General features: G+C 50.9%; 14 protein-coding genes and 1 pseudogene. 7 read left to right on the top strand and 8 right to left on the bottom strand.

All coding sequences use genetic code 11. The features are described from left to right. Nucleotides 1-264: 264 nt before the first annotated feature. The 3 genes from RDY34_RS10685 to RDY34_RS09985 are packed head-to-tail and all read right to left on the bottom strand — an operon-like array spanning nucleotide 265 to nucleotide 2,404. On the bottom strand, nucleotides 265-414 hold the full coding sequence (locus tag RDY34_RS10685; RefSeq protein WP_208635370.1) for a helix-turn-helix domain-containing protein: 150 nt from the start codon (nucleotides 412-414) through the stop codon (nucleotides 265-267). Between the two features lie 33 nt (nucleotides 415-447). Continuing rightward, nucleotides 448-1,083 (bottom strand): RloB family protein, encoded by a 636-nt coding sequence (locus tag RDY34_RS09990; RefSeq protein ID WP_003750896.1) that lies wholly within the window; start codon nucleotides 1,081-1,083, stop codon nucleotides 448-450. 4 nt (nucleotides 1,084-1,087) lie between these two features. Then, nucleotides 1,088-2,404 carry an AAA family ATPase gene (locus RDY34_RS09985; RefSeq protein ID WP_003750894.1) on the bottom strand — a complete coding sequence of 439 codons (1,317 nt, stop codon included), beginning with the start codon at nucleotides 2,402-2,404 and terminating at the stop codon, nucleotides 1,088-1,090. Nucleotides 2,405-2,765: 361 nt separating this feature from the next. Here RDY34_RS09985 and RDY34_RS09980 point away from each other — a divergent pair, with 361 nt between their 5' ends. The 6 genes and pseudogenes from RDY34_RS09980 to RDY34_RS09955 form a co-directional block, all read left to right on the top strand. Continuing rightward, nucleotides 2,766-3,344: an alpha/beta hydrolase family protein gene (locus RDY34_RS09980; protein ID WP_301005459.1), complete on the top strand. Its 579-nt coding sequence runs from the start codon at nucleotides 2,766-2,768 to the stop codon at nucleotides 3,342-3,344. A 532-nt stretch (nucleotides 3,345-3,876) separates the two neighbouring features. Further along, the gene (locus RDY34_RS09975; protein ID WP_003750888.1) at nucleotides 3,877-4,029 is read left to right on the top strand and encodes a hypothetical protein; all 153 of its coding nucleotides are present in this window, start codon (nucleotides 3,877-3,879) and stop codon (nucleotides 4,027-4,029) included. Further along, entirely contained in the window at nucleotides 4,023-4,853 is an 831-nt protein-coding gene (locus tag RDY34_RS09970) for a TonB-dependent siderophore receptor (protein WP_308074875.1), read from the top strand. Before RDY34_RS09975 ends, RDY34_RS09970 begins: the two co-directional genes overlap by 7 nt. 99 nt (nucleotides 4,854-4,952) lie before the next feature. After that, nucleotides 4,953-6,656, top strand: coding sequence for an ABC transporter ATP-binding protein/permease (locus RDY34_RS09965; RefSeq protein ID WP_304674235.1), 1,704 nt, complete (start codon nucleotides 4,953-4,955; stop codon nucleotides 6,654-6,656). A 217-nt stretch (nucleotides 6,657-6,873) separates the two neighbouring features. Beyond that, the gene (dnaE, locus tag RDY34_RS09960; RefSeq protein WP_308074873.1) at nucleotides 6,874-10,308 is read left to right on the top strand and encodes a DNA polymerase III subunit alpha; all 3,435 of its coding nucleotides are present in this window, start codon (nucleotides 6,874-6,876) and stop codon (nucleotides 10,306-10,308) included. 65 nt (nucleotides 10,309-10,373) lie between these two features. Then, a pseudogene (locus RDY34_RS09955) lies at nucleotides 10,374-10,604 on the top strand (hypothetical protein); the annotation flags it as partial. A gap of 290 nt (nucleotides 10,605-10,894) precedes the next feature. Here RDY34_RS09955 and RDY34_RS09950 read toward each other — a convergent pair. Next, nucleotides 10,895-11,827, bottom strand: coding sequence for an alpha/beta hydrolase (locus tag RDY34_RS09950; RefSeq protein WP_308184565.1), 933 nt, complete (start codon nucleotides 11,825-11,827; stop codon nucleotides 10,895-10,897). Between the two features lie 69 nt (nucleotides 11,828-11,896). After that, nucleotides 11,897-14,011: a TonB-dependent siderophore receptor gene (locus RDY34_RS09945; protein ID WP_308184564.1), complete on the bottom strand. Its 2,115-nt coding sequence runs from the start codon at nucleotides 14,009-14,011 to the stop codon at nucleotides 11,897-11,899. Between the two features lie 159 nt (nucleotides 14,012-14,170). Between RDY34_RS09945 and RDY34_RS09940 the strand changes: the two genes are divergently transcribed. Further along, on the top strand, nucleotides 14,171-14,830 hold the full coding sequence (locus RDY34_RS09940; protein WP_308074871.1) for an HAD-IA family hydrolase: 660 nt from the start codon (nucleotides 14,171-14,173) through the stop codon (nucleotides 14,828-14,830). A 100-nt stretch (nucleotides 14,831-14,930) separates the two neighbouring features. Here the strand turns inward: RDY34_RS09940 and ispH are convergent, their stop codons facing one another. From ispH to RDY34_RS09925, 3 genes are all read right to left on the bottom strand, one after another. Further along, on the bottom strand, nucleotides 14,931-15,899 hold the full coding sequence (gene ispH / locus RDY34_RS09935) for a 4-hydroxy-3-methylbut-2-enyl diphosphate reductase (protein WP_013449468.1): 969 nt from the start codon (nucleotides 15,897-15,899) through the stop codon (nucleotides 14,931-14,933). A gap of 29 nt (nucleotides 15,900-15,928) precedes the next feature. After that, nucleotides 15,929-16,423 (bottom strand): signal peptidase II, encoded by a 495-nt coding sequence (gene lspA / locus RDY34_RS09930; protein WP_308073282.1) that lies wholly within the window; start codon nucleotides 16,421-16,423, stop codon nucleotides 15,929-15,931. A gap of 476 nt (nucleotides 16,424-16,899) precedes the next feature. Further along, a partial coding sequence (locus tag RDY34_RS09925) for an isoleucine--tRNA ligase (protein WP_308184563.1) occupies nucleotides 16,900-18,962 on the bottom strand: 2,063 nt, incomplete at its 5' end.

Raw genomic sequence — 18,962 nt, 5'->3', positions numbered from 1 at the left:
AAACGAAAACAGCCGAAAACCTGTGTTGGGGTTTCGGTTGTTGGGGGAAAAGGAATTTTGCAAAGGTCTCCAATCAATAATCAGGTCAGGATAAGGCGCAAGTTCGGTCAATAATTGCGACAGGACACTATCATTCATTCGCCAGCTCGGCGCGTACCAAAGCTATCATGTCATTTTCTTGTCGTTGTTTTCTGGAAATCAATAAGCGTTCGCTTTGTACCAATAAAGCTTGCGCTTCAGGTAAAAATTGCTCGCTAAAGTCAGTCAGCCTAACCTGTCTAGTGTTGCGTTGAAAAAGTGATCGCCTAAATAATCTTCCAATTTAACAATTATTCGTGTAACCACGGGCGGTGAAACAGCTAAGCGATTGGCGGTTTCTTTGAATTGTAAGGTTTCCGCTAGCGAGCAGAAAATTTTAGGGTTTCAAGGCTGTTTTTCATAAGATTACTACTTAATTTTCCTTAAATTATCAACCAAGTCATGAACTTCGGTAGATGGATTCAACGCACCATCTGTTTGTGCTTCTCTAAAAGCCATTCTTGAGTTTGCTATTGCTGTTTCTATATAGGGTAACAAAACCCTATAAATACCTTCCTGCGCCTTATTGTAATTCATTGAAAATATTGCGTTCCATTCTTTATTAAGTAAAGCAACACAATTATCACCAGCACTTTTACCGCCTGTTTTCACAATAGGTGCGCGAGAATATTTAAAATGGCAAAGATACCAATATTCAAAACTTGGGTAAGATACAATCAAATTTATATTGTGTTCCTTCGCCAACTTTTGGGCATCATCAAAGGTTTGATGCGCATCTCTATCAATGACACAATAAACTTCATCAAATTCTAAATGTTGACTTTGCTTATCTTTTTCTTCAATAGCAGTTTCAACCACTGATTTAGGATCAGAACCACGTCCAGAATAAACTTGAACATTTACCGAAGAAAGATTTTCAGTAGAAATCAAGTCTTCAAAATAAAGTTTTTCCGTTTTCTCACCTTCGCAACCGATCAAAATGGTTTTATAAGTTTCTCGTTTTGGTACTTTACGGGATAAATCTCGAGCTTTCCGTTTTGCCATAGCTTTAATCCTCCCAAAAAGAGAATGGGAAATTAAAGTCTTGGAAAATAGGTTTTGCCCCATATTTACCGCTCAAATAATATTCTTCAATATCTTCACGATTGATATGCGGTTTAAAATCCGTTAATGGATAAAGCGTTGTTGATCTATCCTTATTTTTTTCACAAAACCAAATTTGATCCCGACGTAATAGATTTTTTCTTAACACGGAAGTTTCATGTGTTGTAAAAATAAGCTGAGCATTTCTTTGGTTAATTGAGGAATTGAATAGTTTAACCAAAAATCTAACCAGATCAGGATGTAGGCTTTTATTTAATTCATCAATAACCAAAGTATCGCCATTATGCAAAACTGCCAGAATTAATCCTGAAAACTCAAATAATTTTTGCGTACCATCTGATTCGTCTCTTAAATTTATTTTTTGTGGTTTATTTTCATTATCCAAATATACAAAAAAAGTCTCGTGTTGGGCGATGATGCGCTGTTGTAAATCTTGCAGTATTTCCTCTTTAATGAAATCAGGAATATCATCAGAAAGTTCTTCAAAATTTACTTTAGGCTTTTCAAAAACAATATCATCTAATTCGATACCTGCAGAACGCAATAACTGAATCATGATCTTTTTATCTTTTTCAGATTTTTTACATTGCTTTTTTGCCATCTCATTGCTGATTCTATCTGTGCTAATAATTGGAATTCTATTGATGAGGCTATGAAAAATAGGTTTGATTTGTTCACTATTTAAATGTGCTGCACTAGATAAGAATAGCTGATCTGGTCTGGTTTGATTTCTCCAACTCACTCTTTCGCCTTTGAAATAATCAGACATTTTCCAATCATAGCTTTCGGTCTGCTGGTTATACTCACGGGAATACCAGTTTTGTTCGCGACCTTTTGGATAGACACTTAACCATTCTTCATGGATTTTTTTGTTGTCAGCAATAAAGCCATAATCCACTCTAGTAGGTTGCAAACTACCTTCATCATTGAGTAAATCCACAACAAGTGAAATGTCATAATGTGTTGGATTGTTTTTGTATGTTTCATCAAAAAGAAAAGATTCAGTTCTGATTGGTTCTTTCTCTTTCTTATTGAAGGAATCCGAAAGAATTTGAATCATTGAATGTAATGCCTTGATTACATTGGATTTACCTGAGGCGTTGGCTCCATAAATAACGGCAGATTTTAATAAAGACAGTGTAGCGGGCGCATTACTGTCAAAATAGTTGTCCGGCATTTCCTTTCCTGAATCACGAACCAACGAAAGCGTCTGTTCTTGTTTGATTGAACGATAATTTTCAACAGAAAATTGGATTAACATAGTTAGCCACCTATTTCGCTTTATTTTTAGGAAAAAAATACCTAGTTTCGGTGCATTGTACTATTTAATGGTTTTCTTCTCAATAGATATATTATTCAATTCGGATTATCCTTTCACTTTTAAAAATTATGAAGTCGTATTTTATAAATTTACTCAAAATAGCTCACTCCTATAATGCCCGACTCAAAAAACACCTTTCAAAACATACACCAGCGAAACTTCAGGCACACCACGCAATGTACCATCGCCTGAAATCAACACTGAAGACTTCTCAGCAGCGGTAGATTTCTTAGGCTCTTTAGATAATGTTAATCGTGATGAAATCGGGATTTTAAGCGTATGTGGCTGGGGCGGATTTGCCTTGAATGCAGCGGTATCAGACCCTCGCATCAAAGCCGTAGCAGTCAGTACTATGTATGATATGACCCGTGTTGCAGCAAACGGCTATGAAATCAAAATGCAAGCGAATGCTGATAGTTCATACGACCGCGCACCTGCGCAAAGTGCTGATGCACGTTATAAAATGAAATTGAATATGAGCAACGCACGTTGGGAAACATCAAAAAACGGTTACACTGACTTATTACCGACCAACAACCTTGATCCGAAAAAAGATTTCACGGCGGAAACCCCTAAATTTATTAAAGAATACGCTAATTTCTACCGTACCGAACGCGGCTACCACCCTCGTAGCGTAAACTCAAACCCTGATGCGTCTTGGACTGTAACGGGTATGTTACCGCTGATTAATATGCCAATTTTGAAATATACGGCAGAATTGAAATCGCCAGCTTTAGTGGTTCACGGTGAAATTGCTCACAGCCGTTACTTCGGTGAAGATGCTTACAAAGCATTAGGCAGCAAAGATAAAGAGCTATACATCGTACCAGGTGCAACACACGGATTTATACGACAACAGCACCGGCAAAATTCCGTTTGATAAATTCGAGCAGTTCTTCAAAGCGAAATTGAAATAATGTGAATAAATAAAAGGCCGTCTGAAATGAGTGTTTTAGACGGCCTTTGCCAACCCTGCTACAATACGCCTTTTCACGGTTCACAAGAAAATGAAGCTAAAACTGACTGATACGCAGATACCCCCTCTTCCTCCAAACAAAAGAAGGGGTATTTTTGCCGGACAGAATTTTGACTTATGGCAAGAGTATGTGAAAAAACGTGAGGTCGTCTGAAAAAAACGGTTGCCAATTTTTACCGTTAGAGTATAGTTCTTAATAACTATTTTTCAGCTAATTCCTTATATCTATCTTACAACCTTGGATAAGTAGTTGCCATTGGGTACTCCGCCCGGCGGCAACATTTTTTATCCGCAAGGGTTTAATAAATTTTATTCGTTTTATCTGACGAAGGTCGTCTGAAAAACCTAATACTTTGAATATTTATAGTTTTTATGGCTATAAATATCAAATAAAAATAAACATTTTACGACAACAGCTTTATCCGGGATCAATCAAATGAACCATTCAAATAAAGAGAAACTTTTCAAACTTAGCACCTTGGCACTCTGCCTTGCCGCGCTGCCGCAAGCCGTTCAAGCCGCTGAAGAAGTACAACAGGTGGAATTAAATCAGGTCAATGTGGTCGGGAAAAACTGCATCTGTTGGTAGGCGGACGCTATACCCATTGGAAACGAGACTTCAATTACAACTGGTCCCGTTATGCAGGCGCTCCGGACAATGATGCAAAAACCTATTCAGTCAAAAACAGCAAATTCATTCCATACATCGGCATCACTTACGATTTCATGCCGGGGCAAAGCCTCTATGCAAGCTATACATCCATCTACAAACCGACACTGAAAACAAATGCAGACAACAGCTATCTCGCGCCCGAAGTCGGTAAAAACTACGAATTGGGTTGGAAAGGCGAATGGATGCAGGGCAAACTCAATACGGCCGTTTCCCTGTTCCAAACCGATAACACCAACGTCGGCGTACGCGTCAACGTTCCGGCCAGCGGCAACAAGAAGCAGACTTTCTACTACGTTCCCGCAAAAGAACGCAGCCGCGGTGCAGATGCGGAAATTTCCGGAGCAATCGGCGCGAATTGGAAACTGTTTGCCGGCTATACCTACAATATCCGCAAAACAGAAAACCATCCCCATACCGAGGGCGATTTTGCCAACTGGACACCAAAACATATTTTCCGAGCTTACAGCAGCTATACGCCGCCGTTTGCAAACGGTAAGTTAAGCATCGGTATGGGCTTATCCAGTCAAAGCAAAACCGGCAGCAAACTGCCCCAAGGCGGCTATACCGTTTGGAATGCCGGTTTGCAATACCATCCGACCGACAATTTGCAACTGGGGCTGGCGGTCAACAACCTGACCGACAAACACTACTATGAAAACAACAGCAACCGTACAAAAAACTACGGCAACTTCTACGGCGAACCGCGCAATGCCGTGTTTAGCCTGAAATGGAAGATGTAAGGGCATGCCTTCGCTGCAAAAGTATCATTTTTGATCCAAGAGGCCGTCTGAAAGCCTGACCCTGCTTTCGGACGGCTTGCCGTATGCATTAAAAACATCATGAAATCCCTCAAAAACTTCCTTCATCTTGCCCGTCCGTTTTGGACAGGCAGACACAGCAAAACCCAATGGCTGATACTCGCCTCACTCATCGGCCTTACGCTTTTTTCAACCACCATCAGCGTTTGGATAGCCGCTTGGGACAAACGCTTCTATGATGCGCTGGCCGCATTCGACGGCGCGTCCATGCCTTCCCTGATCAGTGAATTTTTAGGATATATGGCAATGATTGTTGCCTGCATCGGATTTGGGGACTGGCTGCAGAAACGCCTTATTTTCCGCTGGCGTTCCCATCTGACCGAGCAGTTCCAACACCACTGGCTTGACGAACACAAACACTACCGCCTGCGCCTGACCGGCGAACCGGACAACCCCGACCAACGTATCGCCGAAGACATCTACCTGCTTGCCGACCAAAGTATCGGCCTGTTTCGCTCCTTCATCAGCAACATCACCAAACTCAGTGCCTTTGTTACCGTATTATGGACGCTTTCCGGCGTACAAACCTTCAATATCGGCGGACAAAACATCACCCTGCACGGCTACCTCGTCTGGGTTGCCCTGATTTATTCCATCATCAGCACACTCTTCGCACACCTCGTCGGCCGCAAACTGAAAATCCTCAACATTGACCGCCAGCACCGCGAAGCCGATTACCGCGCCGCCCTCCTGCGTGTGCGCGATAATGCCGAACAAATCGCCTTTTACAATGGCAACGATGCCGAAGCAGACCGCCTGAAACAGCGTTTCAAGCGTATCCGCGACAACTGGCGGCAACTGACCAACTGTGAATTCCGTCAAGAAACCTTCTTTGCAACCTACGTCCGCATCAGCATCTTTATCCCCATCCTCGCCACATTACCCATGTATCTGGCGAAAACCCTGACCTTCGGCGATATGATGCAGACCCGCACATCGTTTGCCCGGGTTCAAGACAGCTTCGGCTGGTTTACCGATTACTACCGCAGCCTTATCGAATGGGCGGCGGTCGTCGAACGCCTTTCCGGTTTTCAGACGGCATTGGAACAAATAAGTGAAAAAAGGACAACGGCAGCCGCAATACAAAAGCCCGACCCATCACCGTCCGGCAACAAAGCAGGCGGCATCCTCGCCCTGCAAGACCTGACCGTCCACACCCAAAGCGGCGGCAAACTGCTCTCCGGTATCTCCATCAAAGCCCACGCCCCCGAATGGGTATTGCTCGAAGGCAAAAGCGGCATCGGAAAATCCACCCTTCTGCGCGTATTGGCAGGGTTGTGGCCTTATTATCTCGGCAATTTCACATTAAAAGGCAGAACATTGTTCCTACCGCAACGCCCCTATCTTCCCGCCGGAACCCTGCGTCAAACCGCCCACTACCCGAATGCCGCACATACAGACAACCACGCCCTTCAGACGGCATTGGAACAGGTAGGATTAGGCCGTCTGACCGACGACTTGGATACCGAAAAGGAATGGCACTCCCTCCTGTCAGGCGGCGAACAACAGCGGCTCAGCCTTGTCCGAGCCTTGCTGCACAAACCGCAAATCCTGTTCCTCGACGAAGCCACCAACCAGCTCGACGACGAATCCGCATTGACGCTGATGCACATCCTCAAACACGAACTGCCCGATACACTGGTCATCGGCATCAGCCATCAAAACGAAATCAAAAACCTGTTTGAACGTAAAATTAATTTAACTGCTTGCCATCCGTCCGAATAAGGTATATAGTTCTTTATAACTAGTTTGATAGTTCTTTATATCTATCAATACTCCTTGGGAAGCCTCCACCACACGGTAGGAGGCATTTTTTTGCCGTCGTAAAAGCTCAAAAACATTTGCAGGTCATGCCGTCTGAATCCGAAACAGCATTACCTACACCGCCATCTAAAGACAACCCTGCTACAATACGCCTTTTATTGTTCACGCCGATTTTGCTATGACCGAGCCGACCTACATCCCCCTGCGCCTGCATACCGAATTTTCGATTACCGACGGTATGGTGCGGATTAAAAAACTGATTGCCAAAGCGCAGGAATACGGTTTGCCTGCTTTGGGCATCAGCGATTTGATGAACGAATTCGGTTTGGTGAAATTTTATAAAGCCTGCCGCAGCGCGGGGATTAAGCCTATCGGCGCGGCGGACGTGCGGATAGGCAATCCGGATGCGCCCGACAAGCCGTTCCGCGCCATGCTGATTATCCGCAACGATGCGGGCTATCTGCGCTTGAGCGAGCTTTTGACGGCGGCTTATGTCGGCAAAGACCGTAATGTCCATCACGCGGAACTCAATCCCGAATGGCTGGAAAACGGCGACAACAGCGGCTTGATTTGTTTGAGCGGCGCGCATTACGGTGAAGTGGGCGTGAATCTGTTGAACGGCAATGAAGACGCGGCGCGAGCGACGGCGTTGAAATATGCAGCGTGGTTCCCCGATGCGTTTTATTTAGAGCTGCAACGCCTGCCCGAACGCCCCGAATGGGAGGCTTGCGTTTCCGGCAGCGTGAAGCTGGCGGAGGAATTGGGCTTACCGGTGGTGGCGACGCATCCGACGCAGTTTATGAGCCGCGACGATTTCAACGCGCACGAGGCGCGGGTGTGCATCGCCGGCGGCTGGGTGCTGACGGACAAGAAACGTCCGCGCGATTTCACGCCGGGTCAGTTTTTCATTCCGCCGGAAACGATGGCCGAACGTTTCGCCGATTTGCCCGAAGCCTTGGAAAACACGGTAGAAATTGCCAAACGCTGTAATCTGCACATCACATTGGGCAAAAACTTCCTGCCCCTTTTCCCCACGCCCGACGGTTTATCACTCGATGACTATCTCATCAAACTCTCCAATGAGGGCTTGCAGGAACGTATGGTTCAGCTTTATCCCGACGAGGCGGAGCGGGCGGCAAAAATGCCGGAATATCAGGAACGTTTGGATTTTGAGCTGAACATCATCATCCAGATGAAATTCCCCGGCTATTTCCTTATCGTACAAGACTTTATCAACTGGGCGAAAACACACGGCTGTCCGGTCGGGCCGGGCCGTGGTTCGGGCGCGGGTTCGCTGGTGGCGTATTCGCTGAAGATTACCGACCTTGATCCGCTCAAATACGCGCTGCTGTTCGAGCGTTTCCTAAACCCCGAACGCGTTTCTATGCCCGACTTCGACGTGGACTTTTGCCAAAGCAACCGCGGCCGCGTGATTGAGTACGTGCGCGAGAAATACGGTGCGGAAGCGGTCAGCCAGATTGTTACCTTCGGCACGATGTCGTCCAAAGCAGTCATCCGCGACGTGGGGCGCGTGCTGGAGCTGCCGTTTACCCTGTGCGACAAACTGTCCAAGCTGATTCCGCTGGAAGCCAACAAACCTTTGAGTTTGGACGACGCGATGAAGGCGGAGCCGCAGATTCAGGAATTAATCGAAGCGGAAGAAGCGGACGAACTGATTACGCTGGCGAAAAAGCTGGAAGACCTGACGCGCGGTTTGGGTATGCACGCAGGCGGCGTGTTGATCGCGCCGGGCAAGATTTCCGATTACAGCCCCGTGTATCAGGCGGACGAATCCGCCTCGCCCGTATCCATGTACGACAAAGGCGACGTGGAAGACGTGGGTTTGGTGAAATTCGACTTTTTGGGTCTGCGCAACCTGACCATTATCGAAATGGCGCAGAACAACATCAAAAACACCACCGGCGATATCGTCGATGTCGGCACAATCCCGCTCGACGACCAGACCGCCTACCAAATCTTCCGCGATGCGAACACCACCGCCGTGTTCCAGTTTGAGTCGACCGGCATGAAAAAAATGCTGAAAACGGCGCATACGACCAAGTTTGAAGAACTCATCGCCTTCGTATCGCTCTACCGCCCCGGCCCGATGGACAACATCCCCGACTTCGTCGCGCGCATGAAGGGACAGGAATTCCAATACATCCATCCGCTGCTCGAAGGCATTCTCGCGCCGACTTACGGCATTATGGTGTATCAGGAACAAGTGATGCAGGCGGCTCAGATTATCGGCGGCTACTCGCTCGGCGGCGCGGACCTGCTGCGCCGCGCCATGGGTAAGAAAAAGCCCGAAGAAATGGTGAAACACCGCGAAATCTTCGCCGAAGGCGCGGCAAAACAAGGCATTTCGCGCGAAAAATCCGACGAAATCTTCAACTACATGGAAAAATTCGCCGGCTACGGTTTCAACAAATCCCACGCCGCCGCCTACGCCCTGATTTCCTATCAGACCGCATGGCTCAAAGCCCACTACCCCGCCGAATTTATGGCGGCGACCATGTCGTCTGAATTGGACAACACCGACCAGCTCAAGCATTTCTACGACGACTGCCGCGCCAACGGCATCGAGTTCCTGCCGCCCGACATCAACGAATCCGACTACCGCTTCACGCCGTATCCGAACATGAAAATCCGCTACGCACTCGGCGCGATTAAAGGCACGGGCGAAGCAGCCGTCGAATCCATCATCGCCGCGCGGCAAAGCGGCGGCAAGTTTACCGGCCTCTTGGACTTCTGCGAGCGCGTCGGCAAAGAACACATGAACCGCCGCACCCTCGAAGCCCTGATACGCGGCGGCGCGTTCGACAGCATCGAACCCAACCGCGCCATGCTCTTGGCGAACATCGACCTCGCTATGGACAACGCCGACCAAAAAGCCGCCAACGCCAATCAGGGCGGACTTTTCGACATGATGGAAGATGCCATCGAACCGGTGCGGCTCGTTGACGCGCCCATGTGGAGCGAGTCGGAAAAACTCGCCGAAGAAAAAACCGTCATCGGCTTCTACCTCTCCGGCCACCCGTTCGGCCCGTATGCCCAAGAAGTCCGCCAAATCGCCCCGCAGAAACTGTCGAAACTCAAACCGCAAGACAGCGTGCGCCTCGCCGGATTCGTTACCGCCGTGCGCACCATGATGGGCAAGCGCGGCAAAATCGCCTTCGTCAGCCTTGAAGATTTGAGCGGACAGATTGAAATCATGATCGGCGGTCAGACGTTGGAAAACTGCGCCGACTGCCTCAAAGCCGACCAAGTGCTGATTATCGAATCCAAAGTCAGCCGCGACGACTACGGCGGCGGCGACGGGTTGCGCATCATAGCAAACCAAGTCATGACCCTGCAAACGGCGCGCGAACGCTACGCCCGCAGCCTCAGCCTCGCCCTCGCCCCGCATCACGACATCGGCAAACTGGTACAACTGCTTGCCGCCCACCAACTGCCCGACACGCCGCGCATCCCGCTGCAACTGTCGTATGGCAACGGAAAAGCGTCGGGCAGGCTTCAAGTGCCGCCGAAATGGACGGTTACGCCGAGTTCCGCATTGTTCGGCGAACTGGAAAAACTGCTCGGCAGCCGGTCGGTGCGTGTCAACTGGTAACCCAAAATACAAATGCCGTCTGAAGCCCAAAATCTGTTTCATTCGTACTTTATTCGAATGATTGAATAAAAGTAACTGCCAAGAAAAACGTATTTTTTGGTTATTTCGCCAGTCTAAATAGGGCAACCGGGACGATTGATATCCGTGTGCATGACACAGACAGCACCAAAGGGAAAAACGGCATTTTCCAAAGTATCGGTGTCAAAACCGCCCTTTCATTCCCAAAATACCAAATCGACGAACCGGGCAAAGAAATCAGACCGTGCCGTCTGAAAAAACGCCCGCCCGTCCGTTAAATTAACCTATCCCTGTTTCAGACGGCCTGAAGCAGGGATTTTTATATCAAGATAAAATGAGAACGGGAGCAATAACCCTTAAGTAGCTCTTGTTATAGTGGATTAACAAAAAATCAGGACAAGGCGACGAAGCCGCAGACAGTACAAACAGTACGGAACCGATTCACTTGGTGCTTCAGCACCTTAGAGAATCGTTCTCTTTGAGCTAAGGCGAGGCAACGCCATATCGGTTTTTGTTAATCCACTATATTTTCCGATGCAAAACAAAGCAGTCATATATTTAATTCCCCCTACCTCTGCCAAGCCTTCCTCAAATATTCGACGCAGTCGGTCAGCGAGTGGAACGGGACATTGCCGTGGTTGGCATTCGGATATTCCCTGAAAAAGACGGCGGCCCCGCGCCTGTCCAACTCTGCCGCCATTTGTTCGGCCTGACCTGCCATGTCGCGTTCTTCCCTGCGTTTGCAACCGCTGCCCCGTTCTAGCGCGCCGATGTTGAGGCAGACATCGATGCCGTCCAGCCGGTTTTCAGACGGCATAAAATCGAGTATCCGCCTGTTGTGCCACCAAATCGAGGGGGATACGAGCCAATGCCGTCTGAAACGACGGTGGGAAAGCAGGGAATACAGTCCGAACAGTGCGCCGAACGAATGCCCGAATACGGCGGTTTCATTTTTGTCCAGCCGGTATTTGCTTTCTAAAAAGGCGGTCAGCTCGCTGTCGATAAAGGCGGCGAAGCGATCTGCCTGTCCGAACTGCTGCCGTTCGTCTGCTGTGGCGTTGTCTCCAAGCGGCGGAGTGTAGTCGGCGGCACGCTGCGTCAGGTCGCGCACACTGCCCGTCGTGTAGCCGATACCGACAATCAGGCAGGGGGCGTTGCTTCGGGTAACGGGGTTGGGCATCAGCGACTGCATGATGTTGAAAAGTGCGGGGAAAAAGGCTTCGCCGTCGAGGACAAAGAGGACGGGATAGCCTTCAGACGGCATTTCGCCGAGTGTTGCCGTCTGAATCCGATAAATTCGCCCCGTGCAGGTGGATTTTATTTCGGTTTCAAAGGCTTGGGGCAGTATGGCAGGTTGGAATGTGTCGGTCGTTATGGGTTTCATGATGTTTGGCTTGTGGGTCAGACTGGCGGCAAGCGGTAAAACCGAGCCGGCAAAGCGGTCTGCCTGCCGGTTCGGTCTGTTTTCCTTCGCAATGCCATACTCCAGTTGTGAGAGCATAGGGTATGCCGCGCAGCTTGTTGTGGTTTGATTATGCTGCGGCTGCCGTTTCAGACGGCATATTTGCCTTTAAAAACTGTAACGCAGGTTTGCCGTCAGGCTGCGCTCCGAACCGGGAATGTTAAAGGTGTTCGTGCCGCCGACGCGGGCGTAGTAATGGCGGTTGAAGATGTTGTCGGCGTTGATTTGCAGCTTCAGCTTAGGCGTGAAGCGGTATGCCGCCATCGCATCGAACGTGGCATAACCGCCTGCATGCATCCCTGCAGATGAAGTAATGCCGCTCATCGCGTTCACGCCGCCGCCGATGGTCAGCTCGGGCGTAACTTGGTAAGTCGTCCACAGGTTTGCGCTGTGTTTGGGCATCAGTAGGAAGATGCCGTCATCGCGTGAATTGGAGGCGGTTTTGATTTGGCTGTGCAAATAGCTGTAACCTGCATGGATTTGCCATTTCGGTGTAATCGCGCCGCTGATTTCGGTCTCAACACCTTCCATCACGCGTTTGCCCAATGCGGCGTAACGGGTTTTTTTGTTGTTTGGGTCCAGCGGTGCGGCGGCGTTTTTATCCTTCATGCGGTAGAACGAAACCCGGGTATTGAGGCGGTCGTCCATATGGCTGCCTTTGTAGCCAACTTCAAACTGGTTGCCTTGGCGCGGTTTGAGCAGCTTGCCGTCTGTGCCGATGCTGGTTTGCGGCGTGTAGAGTTGGGAGAAGCTGGCGTACAGGCTGTTGCTGCCGTCTATATCGTAAACCGCGCCAACGTAACTCGTGAATTTGGTTTTTGAAGCTTTGTGCAGGGTTTTGCCGTCGCCCGACTCGATTTTGTAGTGTCCCAAACGTCCGCCGCCGATGAGCGACAGCCCGTCGGCAGGATGGAAGACGGATTTGCCGTAAACGCCGAATTTATCAAGGTTCTCGGTGTCAAGGGTATGCTTGTAGCCGTGCGCGCCGGCACGGGCATTTTGTATCAAATCAACATAGGAGGCGGAGAGGAAGCCGTCCAAGGCGATATTGCTTGCAACAGTCGAACGCCCTTGTTCATTAGTGCTGCGGAAACGGTTGTAGTCCGCACCAATCACAAATTCGTTGGCGGTGTTGCCCAAGGCAAACGGCCGGCTGTAACTTGCGTCAACCGCAAAGGCTTTTTGTTTGATGTCCGTACCCAAACCCGCCACGTTGGCTTGTCCGGTATTGTTGAGTTTGCTGCCGGCAAAGGCATAGTTGGAATCGGCTTTCCGGTCGGAATAGCGCATACCGACTTTGCCGTAGCCGCCGTTGCCAAAGTAATGTTTCAAATCGGCAAACACGTCGTGGCTGTTCATTTTAAATTTGTTCCAATCCGCGCCGACAAATACGTGTTGCGGCAGGGACGGCAATTTGTTATTGGCATCGGCTGGCAAGCCGTTGTACGGCGCGAGGTGGCGTTGCTGGTAAAGATAGCCCGCGCCCAAAACCGTATCGGGGTTGATGTCCCAATCCGCCGCCGCGTAGAAGGTTTCATGGTGGTTATTTTTCTCGGCGGGACGCGGAGACGCGCCGACGGTCTGCGCCATCACGCGACCGCGCACGCTGCCGTCTGCATTGAGGCTGCCCGATACGTCCGCCTCGGCTTTATATTGTTTGTGCGTGCCGAACCCTGCCGCCATATGTCCTTGGAACGCTTTGGCCGGGCGTTTGCGTACCAGATTCACGATGCCGCCCATCTCGCCGCTGCTGTCGAACAAGCCGCTCGGGCCGCGCATCACTTCGACGCGGTCGAAGGCAAACAGGTTGGGCAGCGTGCCGTTGATACTCTGCATCTGCGCAGGCAGGCCGTCGATGTTGTATTCGCTGTATTCGTAACCGCGCGCGTAAACCGAAGAGCGTCCGTCGTCGTTGCTCAACACGCGCAGGCCGGGCGTTTTGCGTGCCAGTTGGTCGAAGGTGTCAACATTGCGGTCTTTTACCTGTTGATTGGTGATGATACTGACGGATTGCGGAATTTCGCGCAAAGAAGCGGGGATTTTTGTACCGACGGTGGCGGCAAACGAGCTGTAATCGCCGTTTTTCTCGGTGGCAATCGCGTTGTACGAACGCTGACCTTTGATGTGGACGGTTTCCAAATCCGCCGTTTGTGCGGCAAAAACCGAAGACGAAAGTGCTGCCAAAACCGTGGCGGCGGTCATATTGATGCGGAAAACTGACATAAACTGTCCCATTCACATAAATGATAATGGTTCTATTTTAATAAAGCACAACGCGGCTTGTTCGGAAAAACATATCGCTCAGCCGACAAATTTTGTCGAAAATGCGACACGTCTGCGTTTTCCGCATAAAATCTGCTTTTTTACTGCAACCAACCTGCTATGACCACGCCCAAACTCATCATCTTCGACTGGGACGGCACGCTTGCCGACACGACCCAACCCATCATCGACACGATGCGCCGCAGCTTCGCCGAATGCGGATTTCCGCCGCCCGAAGCGGAACGCGTCCGCAGCCTGATCGGCTACAGCCTGCCCGCCATCATCCGCGCCCTGCTCGAAATGCCGTCTGAAACCGCCGTTGCCGACATCGCGCGCACTTATTCCGCACATTACCTCAATCCCAACAACCGCAATATGTCTTTATTTCCTCAAGCACTGCCCTGTCTAGACACGCTCAAAGCGCAAGGCTTCCGGCTTGCCGTTGCCACGGGCAAAGGGCGGGCGGGCTTGGACAACGCCATCAGCCAAACCGCCACCGGCGGCTATTGGCTCGCCACCGCCTGCGCAGGGGAATATCCCTCCAAACCCTCGCCCGAAATGGTGTTCGGACTTTGCGGCGAACTGGGACTCGACCCGAAAGAAGCATTGGTCGTCGGCGATACGGCACACGACCTGCATATGGCGGCAAACGCGGGGGCGGCGGCAGTCGGCGTTGCCACCGGTGCACATTCGCGCGAACAGCTCCTTGGCGCACCGCATCTCGCCGTATTGAACGACTTGTCCGAACTGCCAGGTTTTCTTGCACGACATTACGCCTGATTGGTTTCCGCATCCGGCACACGGCAAAAATGCCGTCTGAAGCCTGTTCAGACGGCATTTGTGTTTGCCCAAACATCCGATGCCTGCGTTAACGCCTGCATCAACGTTTGCACAAATCGGGTTTGGTTTCGCCCTCGCGGCGCAGCTCTTTGGGCAGGACGAACACGATGCTTTCTTCCGCACCCTCGCCTTCGCGCACGGTTTCGTGCCCCCATCCGCGTATGGTTGCCAATACTTCCTGCACCAACACTTCGGGCGCGGACGCGCCTGCCGTTACGCCGACTTTGTTTTTGCCCTCAAACCACGCGCGTTGCAGGTAGCCTGCATTATCCACCATATACGCATCGGTCCCGATGCCTGCCGCCACTTCGCGCAGGCGGTTGCTGTTGGACGAATTGGGCGAACCGACCACAATCACGATGTCGCACTGTTCTGCCAACTCTTTGACGGCGGTTTGCCGGTTGGTCGTCGCATAGCAGATGTCTTCCTTGTGCGGATTGCGGATATTGGGGAAACGCGCGTTCAGCGCGGCGATGATGTCTTTGGTTTCATCGACCGAGAGCGTGGTCTGGCTGACATAGGCGAGTTTGTCGGGGTTTCTGACTTCGAGTTTTGCCACATCTCCGACCGTTTCGACCAAAAGCATTTTGCCCGGCGCAAGCTGCCCCATCGTTCCTTCGACCTCGACGTGCCCCTTATGCCCGATCATGATGATTTCACAGTCTTGGGCATCCAGTCGGGCGACTTCCTTATGCACTTTCGTCACCAGCGGGCAAGTCGCATCAAACACGCGGAAACCACGTTCCGCCGCTTCCTGCTGCACTGCCTTCGATACGCCGTGTGCCGAATAAACCAGTGTCGCGCCCGGCGGTACTTCCGCCAAGTCTTCAATAAACACCGCGCCTTTTTCGCGCAGGTTATCGACGACAAACTTGTTATGGACGACTTCGTGGCGCACATAAATCGGCGCGCCGAATTCTTCCAAAGCACGTTCGACAATACTGATTGCCCGATCCACACCGGCGCAGAAGCCGCGCGGATTGGCAAGGATGATGGTTTTTCCGTTCATAAGTTTTGCATTCCGTGTTCAGACGGCATTCACGTTTTTTTGCTATCTTTGCGATGGACGATATTGTCAAGCACCGCCAACACCGCACCGACGCAGATAAAGCTGTCGGCAATATTAAAGGCGGGATAAAACCAATTTTGCCAATAAAACAATAAGAAATCGACGACATGACCGTGTATCAGGCGGTCGATGACATTGCCTAACGCACCGCCGATAATCATTGCCGCCCCGATTTTGCCGAGGGCTGCAAACTCGTCGCGGAAGATGGCGCGTACCAAATACGCGCTCACCGCCACCGCCAGCACCAAAAAAAAGTATTTCTGCCAGCCGCCCTGATCGGCAAGGAAGCTGAATGCCGCGCCCGGGTTGTACACCAGCGTCAGATCGAAAAACGAAGGAATGACGTTGACGCGTTCCCGATACTGAAACAACGACAGCACCGCCCACTTCGACCACTGGTCCAGCACGATGGCGGCAAATGCCAATACCCAATAGCGCGTTTTACTTGAAACAGATGAAGACATATTTTTCAACAACCGGATAAAAGAGTGCCATTTTACCCGAAAACCCCCTGCCTGTACCCGAAACGGCAAACGCCGTAATCTTGAAACCCGTCATTCCCGCGCAGGCGGGAATCCAGACCTGTCCGCACAGAAACTTATCGGATAAAACGGTTGCTCCACCCCTGCGTTCTAGATTCCCACTTTCGTGGGAATGACGCTTCAGTTGCGCAGGGTAGGATTTGGTGGGGTTAGCAGGCTGAAGCCCACCCTACGGCTCGCTGATTCCCCGACACCGATGCCGTCTGAACATTCAGACGGCATTTTTGATGCACCCGCCGTTGACAGGCGCGGGCGGGCACAGTGAAATACCCGAACCGTCATTCCCGACAACACCGCAATCTTGAAACCCCTCCGCCATTATGAAGACAAATCGCGGCACAAAAAATGCCGTCTGAAATGCTGTTTGGCGGTTTCAGACGGCATTTGCTCAAACTTTATCAGGCGTAATAGCGCGTTTCGCCTTCTCCGCCGACATTCTCTGCACAGCGTTTGCAGACGGTTTCATGGCCTGCTACTGCGCCCACATCGTGGGTGTAGTGCCAGCAGCGTTCGCATTTTTCGCCGTCACTGGCTTTGGCGGCAACGGCAAGTTCATCACCGACTTTCACTTCTGCTTTAGACACCAGCAAAGCAAAGCGCAATTCTTCGCCCAAAGCATTCAGATAGTCGGCCATTTCTTCCGGCGCGGTGATTTCGGCTTCCGCCTGCAAGGACGAACCGACGGTTTTGTCGGCGCGCAAAGGCTCGATGGCGGCGGTTACCGCTTCGCGGGCTTCGCGGATTGCCGTCCATTTTTTCACCAGTTCGGCTTCGGCTTTTTCGTTGATGGTCGGGAACTCGTGCCAGGTGTGGAAAAGCACGCTGTCTTCTTCGCCGCCGCCGATGATGTCCCACGCTTCTTCGCCGGTGAAGCACAAAATCGGCGCAATCAAGAGAACCAAACTGCGTGTGATGTGGTACAGGGCAGTTTGCGCGCTGCGGCGGGCGCGGCTGTCGGCTTTGGTGGTGTAGAGGCGGTCTTTCAGGATGTCGAGGTAGAACGCGCCCAAATCTTCCGAGCAGAAAGAAACAATGTCTTTTACAGCAAAGTGGAAGGCGTAGCGCGGATAAAAGTCACCCGCCAGACGCTCTTGCAGCTGACGTGCCAACACTAAGGCGTAGCGGTCGATTTCCACCATGTCTGCCTGTTGCACGGCATCTTCAATAGGATTGAAGTCGCTGAGGTTGGCAAACAGGAAGCTCAAGGTATTGCGGATACGGCGGTAGCTTTCGGTTACGCGCTTGAGGATTTCTTTGGAAATCGCCAATTCGCCGCTATAATCGGTGGATGCCGCCCACAGACGCAGGATGTCCGCGCCGAATTCGTTATAGATTTCCTGCGGTGCGACGACGTTGCCGATGGATTTCGACATTTTTTTGCCTTCGCCGTCTACAACGAAACCGTGGGTCAGCAGCTGTTTATACGGTGCGCGTCCCATGGACGAGGCGCAACCGGTCAGCATAGAGGATTGGAACCAGCCGCGGTGTTGGTCGCTGCCTTCGAGGTAAAGGTCGGCGGGCCAATCCAATTCTTCGCGTTGTTTCAAGACGGAATAATGGGTCGAACCGGAGTCGAACCATACGTCCATCGTGTCGGAAAGTTTGTCGTAATGTTCGCAATCTTCCGCGCTTAATAATTCGCTTTTATCGAGGGAGAACCAAGCCTCGATGCCTTTTTCTTCAATGTGTTGCGCGACTTTTTCCAAAAGTTCGGCAGAGTTCGGATGCAGCTCGCCCGTTTCTTTGTGAACAAAGAAAGTCATCGGCGTGCCCCAATAGCGTTGGCGTGAAACCACCCAGTCAGGACGGCCTTCAATCATGGCTTCGAGGCGAGCGCGACCCCAAGACGGGAAAAACTCGGTATCGTCCACGGCCTTGATGGCTTTGTCGCGCAGGGTTTTGCCGTCGGCACCGGCTTTGTCCATACCGATAAACCATTGTCCGGTCGCGCGGTAAATCAGCGGCGTTTTGTGCCGCCAGCAGTGCGCGTAGCTGTGTTCGATTTTACTGCTTGCCAAAAGGTTGCCGGTTTCTTCCAACCATTGCAGGATAACGGGATTGGCTTCCCAAACGCGCATACCGGCAACGCGCGGCGTTTCGCTGATGTATTTGCCTTCGGCGTTGACAGGGTTGTAAAGCTCGATGCCGTATTTATTGCAGACGGCGTAGTCTTCCAAACCGTGCGCGGGGGCGGTGTGTACCAAGCCGGTACCGGCATCGGTGGTAACGTGGTCGCCGTTGAGCATGGGAATATCGCGTTCTAGGAACGGATGATTCATGTGTAGGTTTTCCAGCTTGTCGCCGGTGGTTTCGGCAAGGATGGCGATGCCGTCTGAAAAGCCGTAGCGTTTCAAAGCGTCTTCTGCCAAATCTTTCGCCAATACCAATTTGCCTTTGGGCGTATCAATCAGTTGATACACCACGTCCGCGCCCGCCGATACGGCTTGGCTCGCCCGCAGCG

It is taken from the genome of Neisseria polysaccharea, from assembly GCF_963392925.1.
GTDB classification, from domain to species: domain Bacteria; phylum Pseudomonadota; class Gammaproteobacteria; order Burkholderiales; family Neisseriaceae; genus Neisseria; species Neisseria polysaccharea.
This window is presented reverse-complemented; position numbering and strand designations above follow the sequence as displayed.

Coding starts and splice junctions, on each gene's coding strand:
- RDY34_RS09990 (WP_003750896.1), bottom strand. CDS start 1,083: ATGGCAAAACGGAAAGCTCGAGATTTATCCCGTAAAGTACCAAAACGA.
- RDY34_RS09975 (WP_003750888.1), top strand. CDS start 3,877: ATGAACCATTCAAATAAAGAGAAACTTTTCAAACTTAGCACCTTGGCA.
- lspA (WP_308073282.1), bottom strand. CDS start 16,423: ATGTCTTCATCTGTTTCAAGTAAAACGCGCTATTGGGTATTGGCATTT.
- RDY34_RS09945 (WP_308184564.1), bottom strand. CDS start 14,011: ATGTCAGTTTTCCGCATCAATATGACCGCCGCCACGGTTTTGGCAGCA.
- RDY34_RS09965 (WP_304674235.1), top strand. CDS start 4,953: ATGAAATCCCTCAAAAACTTCCTTCATCTTGCCCGTCCGTTTTGGACA.
- dnaE (WP_308074873.1), top strand. CDS start 6,874: ATGACCGAGCCGACCTACATCCCCCTGCGCCTGCATACCGAATTTTCG.
- RDY34_RS09985 (WP_003750894.1), bottom strand. CDS start 2,404: ATGTTAATCCAATTTTCTGTTGAAAATTATCGTTCAATCAAACAAGAA.
- ispH (WP_013449468.1), bottom strand. CDS start 15,899: ATGAACGGAAAAACCATCATCCTTGCCAATCCGCGCGGCTTCTGCGCC.
- RDY34_RS09950 (WP_308184565.1), bottom strand. CDS start 11,827: ATGCTCTCACAACTGGAGTATGGCATTGCGAAGGAAAACAGACCGAAC.
- RDY34_RS09940 (WP_308074871.1), top strand. CDS start 14,171: ATGACCACGCCCAAACTCATCATCTTCGACTGGGACGGCACGCTTGCC.